The organism is Variovorax sp. R-27 (assembly GCF_049913215.1).
Classification (GTDB): domain Bacteria; phylum Pseudomonadota; class Gammaproteobacteria; order Burkholderiales; family Burkholderiaceae_C; genus Variovorax.
The window spans coordinates 1805575-1818787 of record NZ_CP183984.1; the positions used below are offsets into that span (position 1 = coordinate 1805575).

At 69.3% G+C, this 13213-nt stretch carries 5 protein-coding genes; 1 reads left to right on the forward strand and 4 read right to left on the reverse strand.

Features of this window, described 5'->3' with window-relative positions; genetic code table 11:
* Window positions 1-158 precede the first annotated feature (158 nt).
* The 4 genes from ACN9MV_RS08155 to ppc form a co-directional block, all read right to left on the reverse strand.
* Window positions 159-692, reverse strand: a complete 534-nt coding sequence (locus ACN9MV_RS08155; RefSeq protein WP_426391800.1) for a hypothetical protein — start codon at window positions 690-692, stop codon at window positions 159-161.
* A 109-nt stretch (window positions 693-801) separates the two neighbouring features.
* Window positions 802-8967 carry a GH36-type glycosyl hydrolase domain-containing protein gene (locus tag ACN9MV_RS08160; RefSeq protein ID WP_426391801.1) on the reverse strand — a complete coding sequence of 2722 codons (8166 nt, stop codon included), beginning with the start codon at window positions 8965-8967 and terminating at the stop codon, window positions 802-804.
* Window positions 8964-9182, reverse strand: a complete 219-nt coding sequence (locus ACN9MV_RS08165; RefSeq protein WP_093049364.1) for a hypothetical protein — start codon at window positions 9180-9182, stop codon at window positions 8964-8966. The genes ACN9MV_RS08160 and ACN9MV_RS08165 overlap by 4 nt, the downstream gene beginning before the upstream one ends.
* A gap of 163 nt (window positions 9183-9345) precedes the next feature.
* Window positions 9346-12189, reverse strand: coding sequence for a phosphoenolpyruvate carboxylase (ppc, locus tag ACN9MV_RS08170; RefSeq protein ID WP_093049367.1), 2844 nt, complete (start codon window positions 12187-12189; stop codon window positions 9346-9348).
* 112 nt (window positions 12190-12301) lie between these two features.
* Here ppc and hemC point away from each other — a divergent pair, with 112 nt between their 5' ends.
* Window positions 12302-13207, forward strand: a complete 906-nt coding sequence (gene hemC / locus ACN9MV_RS08175) for a hydroxymethylbilane synthase (RefSeq protein WP_426391802.1) — start codon at window positions 12302-12304, stop codon at window positions 13205-13207.
* Window positions 13208-13213: the final 6 nt, after the last annotated feature.

The window sequence follows — 13213 nt, forward strand, 5'->3', positions numbered from 1 at the left end:
ATGCTGGTGAAGAGGCATTGGAGTGTGCGAGCCGTCGCCTCCGCGACAAAGACGCCGGGGAGCAGTAGTCAGTTTCCCTGGGGCGAACAATCGACCCTTTTGATGGTTGTAGCCATCCGCGTATCCGTATTTGCTGGCTTTGCTGGCGCGGTCCGCAGCTACAGCACCCGGCCGTCGGCGATGAACGAGTCGCCGATCAGTACACGAAAGACCGCACCCTGCGCAAACTTCGGTTGCGCCACGGCCGGCGAGAGGAATTCGACCTCCAGCGCCGCAGGCTTGCCGCGCTCCAGGGCATCGCCCGGTGGCACGACCCAGCGCGCCGAGAAGCCTTCCTTGTCGATCACCAGTGCGCAGCGGTATTCGCCCGGCGCAATTGGCACGTCCTGCGAGGGCAGCGCGGGCTTGCGGAAGGTGAGCTCGACGCGCGCATGCGGCGTGAAGGCGCCTGCCGTGTCGAAGCTCGGCGGCATGACGGCCGGCGCACTCGGCGTACGGCGCGGGCGCTTGCTGATGAGCCATGCAATCACGTTGCCGATGATCGGCACCCACAGCACCATCAGCAGCGTGGCGATGTCGCGCGTGGTGGTGCCGGGTGTCGCGTAGTGACGGACGACGGCGCCACCGACGGCCACGCACAGCAGGACGATGACGATGACCTTGCGGCGGAACTGGATCTTGGTGGTGCTCATGCTCTGGGTGGCGCCGCTTCGGGAAGCGATGGAATGTCGGATGCGTGATCGAGTCACGACTTCTGATGCGAGGTCTGGTTGCGAGTCTAGGGCCACCGCGAGTGCCGGCTCATCCCACCCGCAGCACCGCATCGGCCGGCAGCGCCTGCCAGTCGATCCATTCGCCCACCGCCAGCTGATGCGTTGAGGCGGCGGCACCTTGCAGATCGCCCCATTGCAGCGTGAGCTTGCGCGCGCCGAGCCGCAGTGCGATCTCGAAGCCCGGCCAGTGCGCAGGCACGCGCGGCGTCAGCGAGAGCTGGCGCCCCTTCACGCTCAGGCCCAGCAGCGTCTCGACCGCCGCGCGGTGCAGCCATGCGGCCGAGCCGGTGTACCAGCTCCAGCCGCCGCGGCCCACGTAAGGCGCGGCACCGTAGATGTCGCCCGCCATCACGTAGGGCTCCAGCTCGTAGGCCGGGCCGCGCTCGGGGTGCTGTGCGCGATGGGCAGGGCTCAGCCCCTCGAAGCTCCGCCACGCGGCCTCGTGGTCGCCCTGCAGCGCCTGCGCCATCAGCGCCCACACCGCGCCGTGCGAGTACTGCCCGCCGTTCTCGCGCACGCCGGGCGGGTAGGCCTGGATGTAGCCCGGGTTGTTGCCCGAACGCGCGAACGGCGGCGTCAGCAGGCGCAGCAGTCCGGCCGGTTCGTCGTGCAGCAGTTTCTTGACGGATTCCATGGCCGGCCCCGTGTGCGCCGCGTCCGAGGCGCCCGACAGCACCGACCACGCCTGCGCAATCAGGTCGATGCGGCATTCGTCGTTGGACGAAGAGCCCAGCGGCGCGCCGTTGTCGAAGAAGGCGCGGCGGAACCACGCGCCGTCCCAGCCGGCATCGTGCAGCGCGGCGATCCAGCCGGTGCGTGCCGCGGTCCAGCGCGCGGCGCGTTCGTGCTCGCCGCGTGCCTGTGCCAGCGGCGCAAACTGCGCGACCACGCTGCACAGGAACCACGCGAGCCACACCGATTCGCCGCGGCCTTCGTTGCCCACGCGATTCATGCCGTCGTTCCAGTCGCCGGTGCCCATCAGCGGCAGGCCGTGCACGCCGGTCTTCAGGCTGCGGTCGATGGCGCGCGCGCCGTGCTCGAACAAGCTGGCCATCTGGCCGCTGCGCTGCGGCGCGTAGTAGGCGTCTTCGGCACCGTCGGGAATGGCGGGGCCTTCGATGAAGCCGGCCATCTCGTCGAGCAGAGATGCATCGCCCGTCACCTCGACATAGTGCGCCGACGCGTACGGCAGCCACAGCAGGTCGTCAGAGAAATGCGTGCGCACGCCGGCACCGCCGGGCATGTGCCACCAGTGCTGCACGTCGCCTTCGGGAAACTGCCGCGCCGCGTTGACCAGGATCTGCTCGCGCAGCCGCGCCGGGTCGGTGAGCGCGAAGGCCATCGCGTCCTGCAGCTGGTCGCGAAAGCCGAAGGCGCCGCCTGCCTGGTAGAAGCCCGCTTTCGACCAGAGGCGGCAGGCCAGAGTCTGATAGATCAGCCAGCGGTTGACCAGTGCGTCGAACAGCGGATCGGGCGTGCGCACCTGCAAGCGGCCGAGCAACTCGTCCCAGAAGCCGCGCACCTGCGCCAATGCTTCGGGCACGTCGCGCTGGCGCCAGCGGCGCGCGAGCTCGAGTGCGGCGTCTGCGCTGCCCGCGTGGCCCAGAACGAAGGTGAAGCCCGCGGTGCCGCCGGCCGCCACCACGAACTCGCCGCCGATGGCCGCGCAGGCGTCGAGCCCGCTGCCGGCGCGCCGTGCGAGCGTGTCGGGTACTTCGACCATGCCGCGATCACCGAAGAATTCATTGCGGTCGCAGGTCCATTGCGTGGCACCTTGCAGCCCCGCCAGCAGCAGGAAGGCCGTGCTGCCGCCGAAGCCCGCGCCCGATTCGCGCTGCTGGCCGAACACTGCCGGCTGGTCTTCCGGCTTCCAGCAATGCACGGTGCGCCGCGTGCCCCGCGCGTCGCCGAGCTGCCACTCGGCCATGGCCAGTGCGCGCAGGCGGCGCGTGCCGGTGCCGCCGTTTCGCACGCGCACATGCACGAGCTTGACGGCCTCGTCGCGGTCCGCGAAGAAGGTGGTTTCCAGCGCGAGACCGTTCGCCTTGTGCTCGAACACCGTGTAGCCCTGTCCGTGTCGCACACGGTGGCGTGCGCTGCCCGCGCTGCCGCCGGCAGGTGTCAGCGGCAGCATCTCGCGCGAAGCAAGGTCCTGCAGCAGGTAGTGCTCGAAGGCCGGGTCCTGCACCGGATCGTTCGACCACGGCGTCACCTGGTGCATGCGGCTGTTGCCAGCCCAGGTGAAGCCCGTGCCCCACTCGGACACCTGGAAGCCGAAGCCCGCGTTGGCGATGACGTTGATCCACGGCCGTGGCGTGCGCCGGCCTGCGCCGACCTCGAAGCGGAACTCGCCGGTGCCGGCGTCGAAGTCGCCGGTCGGGGCGGTAGCCGATGGCGTCGGGGCAGGGCGCGGCAGCAGGGGCACGCCCGGCGGTGCGGCGGCGTCATTGACCATCGATGCCGTGTCATTGCGGGCCTCGTGCAGCGCGGCCACCTGCACTTCGAGCGGGCGCCCGTCGGCCGTGAAGACCGCGCGCGCCAGGCTGGAGAACGCGGCCTTTTCCGAGGGCACCACGTCCTGGTCGCGCAACAGGTAGAAGCCGGCCGTGTCGTTGCGCGGAAAGCTGTTCTGCGTCTGCTGCGCGACGCGCGCGCGCAGGCTTTCTATTTCGCGCTGCAGCGGCATCAGGTACGAGTTGGGCTCGCTGTTGAGCACCACCAGGTCGCAGGCCACGCCGCCGAAGCCCCACCAGGGCTGGGCGCGCAGCAGCGTGTTGATCAACCCCATGCCGATCATCGAATGGATGTGCACCAGCACGATGGGCTTGTCGCCCGAGATGCCGAAGCGCCAGATCTGCCGCAGGTCGATCAGCCCGCGGTCGCGCATGACGCGCGGCGTGGTGTAGGTGAGGATGGTCGTCAGGTCCTGCAGCGCCAGGTTCTGCGCGGGCGCGATGCTCAGGTCGCGCAGCCGCACCTGCGCCAGCGTGGCGGCCATGCGGGTGGCGCGCTCCACGTGCATCGGCTGCATGTAGCGGTCGATGCCGGGCATCAGCGCATCGATGTTCTTGTCGGCCGCGGTGGCAAAGCTCAGGCGCGCGGTGGCACCGGGCGCAATCGACAGCCGCACGCGCAGGCAGGCGATGGGGTCGAGCCCGTTGACCTGCTTGCCGTTGGGCGTGAGCGGCTGCGCGTCGAGCGCGGGGCTGGCCAGCGTGCGGTTGCGCCCGATGAAGGCGCGCCGGTCGGTCATGCAGTCGACCGAGAGCACGTGCGCGTCCGCCGAGGCCAGGAAGTGCGCGGCGGCCATCACCGCGTCGCCATGCAGGCGCGGCTTGCGCGACATCAGCAGCGCGCGCCATGCGGGCTCCCAGCGCGACTCGACGAACAGGTTGGCGAAGGCCGGATGCGCCTCGTCGGCCTTGGGGTTCGACAGCACCGGCTCGAAGTACGAGACCAGTTCGAGCGTGCGCGTTTCCTCGCCCGAGTTGTGCAGCGTGATGTTGCGCAGCTCGGTGTCGTCCTCGGGGCTGATGAGCACAGTGGTACGCACCTGCAGGCCGGGGCCGGTCGCGTCGAACTGCACGTGGTCGGCCAGGAAGCGGGTGCGGTAGCGCCAGCCGTCGCCCGGCGCGGGCAGGGCGGTGAGCGAGGTGAGTTCCTGGGTGCCCTCGTCGCGCACGAAGAAGAAGGTGCCGTAGCTGTCGCGCAGCGGGTCGTCGCGCCAGCGCGTCACGTTGAACGAATGCCAGCGGCTCACACCGGCGCCGTTGGCGCGCAGGGCAACGGTGTAGCGGCCGTTCGACAGCAAGTGCGTGGGCTGGAAGCCGGGCGCCATCGGGTCGACAAGGCGGGGCTGGAACAGCGGCGCCAGCTCGGCCTGGCTGGGCTCGGGCGGCGTGCGCGGATCGGCGCTGCCGATGATCTGCCGCGGCGTGCGCTCGTGCAGCAGCGACTCGTGCGCCTGCACCAGCGCGGCGCTGCCGAACCAGCGGCGCGGCGCGTCGGCGCACAGCACATTGCACAGCGCTACCAGTGACATGCCCTGGTGGTGCGCCATGAAGTTGCGCACCACGGTGAAGTCCTGCCCCTCGGGTTGGCGCGAGACGGTGAAGTCGACCGCGTCGTGAAACCCGAACTCGCCGCGCGCGCCGAGCGATTCGAGCTGTTCCAGGTTGATCACCGCCGCCCCGGGCGCGAACGGCGCGGCCATGGCGCTCGCATAGGGCGCCACCACGCGGTCGGTGGGCGGCGTGCGCCGCAGCGCGAGGCGCGGCACGCCGAAGGGCGAGTACTGGTAGGCCAGCGAGTGGTCTTGTGCGAAGTAGGCCGATTCGGAAACGCCCCACGGCAGGTTCTGCGCCCGCCCGAAGGCCTGCTGCTCGGCAATGGCGGCGGCATTGGCCACTTGCAGCAGGCCGTCGGCAGGCTCGGTCATCACCAGCGCGGGCATCACGTACTCGAACATCGAGCCCGACCACGACTTCAGGCTGGGCCGGAAGCCCACCAGAAGGAACGGTCGGCCCAGCGCCATCCAGTGGCGGCGCGGCACGTCGCCCTTGGCAATCGCCAGGAAGCTCAGCAGCCGCGATTCGGAAGCCAGCAGGTCGTAGTAGCTTGCGTCGAGCACGTTCTCCTCGACCCGCAGGCCGATATGGAACAGGTGACGCTTGGGGTCGTAGAGGCCACTGAAGTCCATGCCGGCGTGCAGCGCGTCGCAGCGCTCGGCAAGTGCTTCGAGCGCGGGCGCTTCATGGGGCTGGCAGCCTTCGGCGGCGAAGGCGCGGCAGGCCTGCGCCACGGCCACGAGGTGGCCCGCGAAGTTGCCGCTGTCCACGCTCGACACGTAATCTGGCGGCAGCGGCTTCAGCGTTTGCGTGTCGTACCAGTTGAACAGGTGGCCGTTGTGCTTCTGCATGCGGTCCACGCTGTCGAGCGTGGCGGCGATGCGGGCGAGCAGGGCGGCGGTGTCGATCCACCCGAACTCGCGCGCGCAGCAGGTAGCCAGCAGGTACATGCCGATGTTGGTCGGCGAGGTGCGATGCGCGACGGTGGGCTGCGGCTCCAGCTGCAGGTTGTCGGGCGGCAGGTGGTTGTCGTCCGGGCCCACCACATGCTCGAAGAAGCGCCATGTGTCGTGCGCAAGCTTCTCGAGGTAGGTGCGCTGGCCGGTGCTGAGCGGGTCAGGTGCCTTTGCTTCAGAGCGGCTGCCCCACCAGGCCGCGACCGGCGCCAGCGCCCACAGCACGAACAGCAGCGTGCCGATCACGGGGTATGCGCTCCAGTGCGCCGCCACGGCGAGCGCGAGGCACGCCACGCTGCTCGCGGCGGCATTGCGCACAAAGGATGCGAGGCGACCGCTCGATTGCGCCTGCGCCTGCGCGGCCGTGGTCCATTCGAGCAGATGCCGGCGGCTGACCACGAGGCGCCATGTCGCGCGGAACCATGCGTCGAGCAGCAGCCGCGTCTGCGCCGCGAGTTGAACGAACTGCCAGGCCGCGCCGGCCATGGCACGCAGCAGCTCGACCGCGCCCACGTCGAAGAAGTGGCGCAGCTCGATGGCGCGGCGCGTGGGCACCAGCCCGGCCAGCGCGCCGAGCAAGGGCCCGAGCGTGAGCGCCGACGCCACGGCCGCCAGCGCCCAGCCCAGCGGCATGGCCTGCGTGAAGATCACCAGCACCAGCAGCGCGAAAGAAGCTGGCACCACCAGTGAGCGGCGCAGGTTGTCGCTCATCTTCCAGAGGCCCAGCGCATCGATGCCGAAGCGGCGCGCGCGCCACATCAGCGGCAGCAGCTGCCAGTCGCCGCGCACCCAGCGGTGCACGCGCGACGCCGCAACGCCGGCATGGTGCGGATGGTCCTCGACAAGTACGACGTCGCTCACCATCGCGCAGCGCGCGACCGTGCCTTCGAGCAGGTCGTGGCTGAGCACCGCGCCGTCGGGCAGGCGGCGATCGAGCGTGGCGTGCAGCGCACGCACGTTCAGCAGGCCCTTGCCGGTGAAGGAGCCGCTGCCGAACACGTCCTGGTAGATGTCGGAGGCGCCGCTGCCGTAGGGGTCTAGCCCGCACTGGCCGGCGAACACCCAATGGAAGAAGGAGCGCTCGTGGCGCTGCGGAAACGGCGTGACGATGCGCGGCTGCAGGATGCCGAAGCCGGCGACCACGCGCTGGCGTTGCACGTCGATTTCGGGCGCGTTGAGCGGATGCGCGGCAATCGACACCAGGTCGCGCAGGGCGCCCGGCGGCAGGCCGGTGTCGCTGTCGAGCGTCAGCACATACGGCGTGCGGCCGGCGGCGAGCCGCAGGCCCGGTGCGAGCGGCAGGAAGCCGCTGGCGTCACCGGCTGCGAGCAGGCGCACCAGCATTTCGAGCTTGCCGCGCTTGCGCTCCCAGCCCATCCAGCGCTGCTCGGTGTCGCTCCAGCTGCGCGGGCGGTGCAGCAGCAGGAAGCGTGGCGCTTCGCCTGGCGCCACAGGGTATTTGGTGTTGAGCGCAGCGATGCGCTGCAGGGCGTCGTCGAGCAGGGGGCCGTCTTCGGGCAGCGAGGCCAGCGGTGCATCGGCCCAGTCGGTGAGCAGCGCGAACTGCGCATTTGTTTCGCGGTTGGCGAGCCAGTGCAGTTCGAGCCGGTGCGCGAGCTGCGCGTTGTTCGCGGTCGAACCCAGCAGCGTGGGCATGACGACGAGCGCGCGGTGCCGCTCAGGAATGCCGTTCGCAAAGTCCAGGCGCGGCAGGCCCTGCACTCGCACCGACTCGGCCATGATGCGTTGCGCAAGCGCGAGCAGCGCTTCAGAGAGCGGCCACGCCAGAAGGACGAGCGCCAGCACGGTGGTCCAGTCTTCGCGGTGCGGCAGGCTGTGCACCACGGCGAACAGCAGCAGCGCGGTGCCCAGCGCAACGGAGCCGACGTAGACGGGCAATCGCCAGCCGCGATGGCTGCGTGCCTGCCGCGTGTCGGGCGCCCGCCTGGCACGGCCCGCATGGCCGTTCGATTGCAGCGCCGCGATGAGCGCGGGCCGGCCCTGGCCGAAGAGGTAGTAGCCGGCGGTGCCGTCGGCGCGGTCGGTCTCCGCGCCCGCGTCGTCGGCCGGCGCGCTGGCGGCCAGTTGCACCACGGCTTGCGCGACGGCGCGCTCGGGCTGTTCGCTGCTGCGCGCCACCTGCTCCATCGCATGCGTGATCTGCTGGCGCGTGAGTTCGCTCTCGTTGGCGAAGCTCGGCAGTTCGCGCAGCACACGCAGCGAACGGCTCACGGGCTCGATCAGGTCGCTCCACTCGACCTGGCCGATCATGCGCAGCGTGGTGATGATGTTGCCGACCGTGAGATTGGCGGCGGCCTGTGCGTTCTGCGCTTCGCCGATCAGTGCCGGCCCGTTGGGGCAGTGCTGCTCGGTCCAGCGCACCAGCGCGGGCATGTCTTCGCCGTGCTCGACGGGCAGGCGCTGCCACAGCTGCGTGAGGTAGTTGTCCTGCAGGCCGTGGCTTTGCAGCGCGCGGTAGAGCACGTCGAGGTCTTGCACCGAAAGGTGCGGCGCGGCGTCCCATGCGGCATGCGCAATCTCGCGCGCCACCTTGTTCTCGGCAATGCTCTCGGCCACGCGGCGCAGGTTTTCGAGCAGCACCACGCGCAGGGTGGTGGGCAGCGCCCACAGCTCGCCGAGCGTGAGCTCGTCGATGTCCTGATAGGCATTGAGGAAGGCGGTGAACAGCGTCTTGTTGAGCACGCTGTCGGTATGGGCCACGTAGGCCCATGCAATGCCGTACACGCGCGGCAGCCCCGCCAGCGGCGGCGCGGCGAGCTTGGGCAGGCGCGCGTAGTAGCTGCGCGGCACGCCGTCGTGAATCTGCTGGAGCTGCGCCTCGACCAGGTGGAAGTTGTCGAGCAGCCACTCGGCCGCGGGCGACACGTAGCGCCCGCTGAGCGAGATCAGCGCGATGTAGTCGAAGGCGTTGCGCAGCGACGCGAGGTTTTCGTCCACGCGCGGAAAGAAGGGCGCACCCTCGCGCGCGAGGCGGCGGTCTTCTTCCACCACCTGGGCGCGGGCGAGGCTGTGGCCGTGCTGCTCGAAACGCTGGATGCCGAAGAGTTCGGCGCGGATCGGTGCGGCTACCGGATCATGCGGGCCGAGCAGCAGCGCCCGGGCGTACGGACTGAGTCCCTGGAGACGGTCGACGACGGCTGCGGCGCTCAAGCGATGGCGAAGAGACCGATACCCAGCACCACGGCCACGCAGGCGATCGTGACGATGCGGCCCGCAGCGAGCGCGCGCACCCGTTGCATGTGGCTTCGCAGCGAGAACCAGCGCCCGTGAGCGCGCGCGCAGTGGCGCATGTGGGAGGCCAGCGCCTCGGCGTCGTTGCCGACGAAGTCGATGGGCGAATGGGTGAGGGACTGCGGGACTGGCATGGCAACGGGCTCCTTGTAACGACTTCGAGCTGCCGCGCGATTGCGAGAACTGTGAACGTGTCCGACCGTACCCTTTTAAATGACCTTACAGGTGCCTGATTGCCGATGCCAGACGTAGGAAAGGGCGCCGAAGCGCCCTTTGCCGTGGTCGGAATGGGTGTGCTCAGCCCGTATTGCGCAGCCCCGCCGCCACCCCGTTGATCGAGATGTGGATGCCGCGCTGCAGCCGCTCGCCGCCGTCGCCCGCGCGGTAGCGCCGCATCAGCTCGACCTGCAGGTGGTGCAGCGGGTCGATGTACGGAAAGCGGTGGCGCACCGAGCGCTGCATCTCGGCATTGCCTTCGAGCCGCTGCTTCGCGCCGGTGATGAGTGTGAGTGCGTCGGAGGTGCGGTGCCATTCGGCATCGATCATCGAGAACACCTTCTGGCGCAGCTTGCGATCGGTGACCAGCTCGGCGTAGCGCGAAGCCAGCGCGAGGTCGCTCTTGGCCAGCACCATGTCCATGTTCGACAGCAGCGTGCGGAAGAAGGGCCACTGCTCGTACATGCGCTGCAGCAATGCCTGGCGCTCCTTCTTCCCCGCAGCCGTGCCCGCTGCGGCGAGGAACTGTTCGACGCCCGAGCCGAAGCCGAACCAGCCAGGAATGGTGAGGCGGCACTGGCCCCAGCTGAAGCTCCACGGCACCGCGCGCAGGTCGTCGATCTTGTGGCTGGGGTTGCGCGAGGCGGGGCGCGAGCCGATGTTGAGCTCGGCAATTTCGCGGATCGGCGTGGAGCCGAAGAAATAGTCGCCGAAGCCCGGGGTCTCGTAGACCAGCTTGCGGTACGCGGCCATGCTGGCGGTCGACAGTTCGCCCGCAGCCGAGAGAAAGGTGGCGGGCGCCGACTTGCCCTGCGGCAGCAGCGTGGCTTCGAGCGTGGCAGCCACCAGCGTTTCGAGGTTGCGCCGGCCGATCTCGCGGTTGGCGTACTTCGAGCCGATGACTTCGCCCTGCTCGGTCAGCCGGATCTGGCCGCGCACCGTGCCGGGCGGCTGCGCGAGGATGGCCTGGTAGCTCGGGCCGCCGCCGCGTCCCACGGTGCCGCCGCGGCCATGGAACATGCGCAGGCGAATGGGGTTGGCCTTCTTCTTGTTGAGCTCGTCGAACAGCGACACCAGCGCGATGCCTGCGCGGTACAGCTCCCAGTTGCTGGTGAAGATGCCGCCGTCCTTGTTGCTGTCGGAGTAGCCGAGCATCACGTCCTGCTCGGCGCCCGAGCGTTCGACGAGCGCCTGGATGTTCGGCAGCGCATAGAAGGCGCGCACGATGGGCGCGGCGTTGCGCAGGTCTTCGATGGTTTCGAACAGCGGCACCACGATCAGGTCGCAGGTTGCGTTGCTGTCCATCGCGCCGCGCAGCAGGCCCACTTCTTTTTGCAGCAGCAGCGCTTCGAGCAGGTCGCTCACCGTTTCGGTGTGGCTGATGATGTAGTGGCGAATGGCCGCGGCGCCATAGCGCGCACGCGAAACGCGGGCGGCGGCGAAGATGGCCAGCTCGCTCTTCGCAAGCGGCGAGTAGTCGGCGTCGGGCACGCGCAGCGGGCGGGCGTCGTCGAGCAGCCTGAGCAGCAGCGTCTGCTTGGCCTCTTCGGCGAGCGATGCATACGAGGGCTCGATGCGAGCGGTGGCCAGCAGCTCGGCAATCACCGCTTCGTGCTTGTCGGAGCTCTGGCGCAGGTCGACCGTGGCCAGGTGAAAGCCGAACACTTCTACCGCGCGAATCAGCGGCAGCAGGCGCGGCGCGGCAAGCACGGTTCCGTGCTTTTCTTCGAGCGATTCGGCCACGGTGCGCAGGTCGGCCAGGAACTCTTCGGCCGTGGCGTACGGGTTCTGCGGCGCGACGGCGTGGCGCGCGGCCTCGCCGCCGGTGAGCTCGCGCAGCGTGGCCGCAAGGCGCGCATACACACCGGTGAGGGCGCGGCGGTAGGGCTCGTCCTTGCGGTGCTCGTTGGTGTCGGGCGAGCGTTCGGCCAGCGCCTGCATCTCGACCGTCACATCGACCAGCGTGGCCGACAGCGACAGCTCGCCGCCCAGGTAGTGCACTTCGGTGAGGTAGTGGCGCAGCGCCAGTTCGCACTGGCGGCCCAGGGCGTATTCGAGCGTCTGGGCGGTGACGTTGGGGTTGCCGTCGCGATCGCCGCCGATCCACTGGCCCATGCGCAGGAAGGGCGCGACCGAAGGCGTGTGGCCGCCCTGGGCGAGGGCTTTTTCGAGGTCGGCGTAGACGCGCGGAATCTCACGCAGGAAGGTGGCTTCGTAGTAGCTCAGCGAGTTCTCGATCTCGTCGGCCACCGTGAGCTTGGAAAAGCGCAGGATGCGCGTCTGCCAGATCTGCGTGACGCGGGTGCGCATCTGCGTTTCGTTCTCGGCAAACTCGAGCGGCGAGAGTGCATCCTTGCCGCCCGCATAGGCGCTCTGGCGCAGCCTGATCTCGTCGCGCACGGTGAGCAGTTGCGCGATGGCGCGCTCGGCATCGAGGATGCTCTTGCGCTGCACTTCGGTCGGGTGCGCGGTGAGCACCGGCGACACATAGCTGTGGGCCAGCGAGGCGACGATGTCGTCGGGCTTCACGCCGGCCTTGCGGATGCGCGCGAGTGCCGTTTGCAGGTCGCCTTCGACGCTTTCGCCGGCGCGTTCCGTTTCCGTGCGGCGGCGGATCTGGTGGCGGTCTTCCGCGAGGTTGGCCAGGTGGCTGAAGTAGGTGAAGGCGCGAATCACGCGCACCGTCTCGGCCGCGCTCAGGCCCTTGAGCAGGTTCTTCAGCGCGCGGTCGGCGGCGTGATCGGCATCGCGGCGGAAAGCCACGGACAAGGTGCGGATCTTTTCGACCAGCGCGTAGGTTTCGTCTCCTTCCTGCTCCCGGATCACGTCGCCGAGGATCCGGCCCAGCAGCCGGATGTCGTCGATCAGTGGCTGGTCTTCGGTCTGGCGGCGCTTGGGGGGAGCAGGGGTCTTGCTGGCTTTCATTCGATGTTTGTCCTGGACTTTTTGACTTCTTGAATGGATGCGCCGCCTGCGTTGTTGCGGCGCAACATGCTAGCATTCCGGCGGTTTAGAACATGTACTTTTGGAACCGGTCTTGAGCAATATCGTGATCGCCACGCGCGAAAGCCGCCTGGCACTGTGGCAAGCCGAACACGTCCGGGCGCTTTTGCAAGAAAAGGGCCATACGGTCAGCCTGCTCGGCCTGACGACCACCGGCGACCAGATCCTCGACCGCACGCTCAGCAAGGTAGGCGGCAAAGGGCTCTTCGTGAAAGAGCTCGAACTCGCGCTCGAAGAAGGGCGCGCCGACATCGCAGTCCATTCGCTGAAAGACGTGCCGATGGACCTGCCCGAAGGCTTCGCGCTGGCCTGCGTGCTGGAGCGCGAAGACCCGCGCGACGCGCTGGTCTCCCCCCGCTATGAATCGCTCGACGCGCTGCCGCAGGGTGCGGTCGTCGGCACTTCGAGCCTGCGCCGTGTGGTGCTGCTGCGCGCGCTACGGCCCGACCTGCGCATCGAACCGCTGCGCGGCAACCTCGATACCCGCCTGCGCAAGCTCGACGAAGGGCAGTACGACGCCATCGTGCTGGCGGCGGCCGGGCTCAAGCGGCTGGGGCTGGAAAGCCGCATCCGCGTGGCCTTCGATCCCGACACCATGCTGCCGGCCGCCGGGCAGGGCGCATTGGGCATCGAGGTGCGCGCGGACCGTGCCGAACTCATCGAACTCCTGTGCTCGCTGGCCCACCAGGGCGATTGGCTTTCCACCGCCGCCGAGCGCGCTGTGAGTCGCGCGATGGGCGGCAGCTGCTCCATGCCGCTGGCGGCTCATGCACGCTGGCAGGCCGACGGCGCGCTGCGCATCGACGCCGCTTGGGGCGATCCAGAGGGCAACGCGCCGCTGGTGAAGGTGCATGCGCTGGCGCAGGCCGGCGATTTCGCGCAGGCCGATGCGCTCGGCGAGCGCGCCGCGGCGCTGCTGCGCGACGCCGGGGCCCACTGAGATCGG

Bases quoted from the DNA above. Each gene is read 5' to 3' on its own strand.
- ACN9MV_RS08155 (WP_426391800.1), bottom strand. From the start codon at position 692: ATGAGCACCACCAAGATCCAGTTCCGCCGCAAGGTCATCGTCATCGTC.
- ppc (WP_093049367.1), bottom strand. From the start codon at position 12,189: ATGAAAGCCAGCAAGACCCCTGCTCCCCCCAAGCGCCGCCAGACCGAA.
- ACN9MV_RS08165 (WP_093049364.1), bottom strand. From the start codon at position 9,182: ATGCCAGTCCCGCAGTCCCTCACCCATTCGCCCATCGACTTCGTCGGC.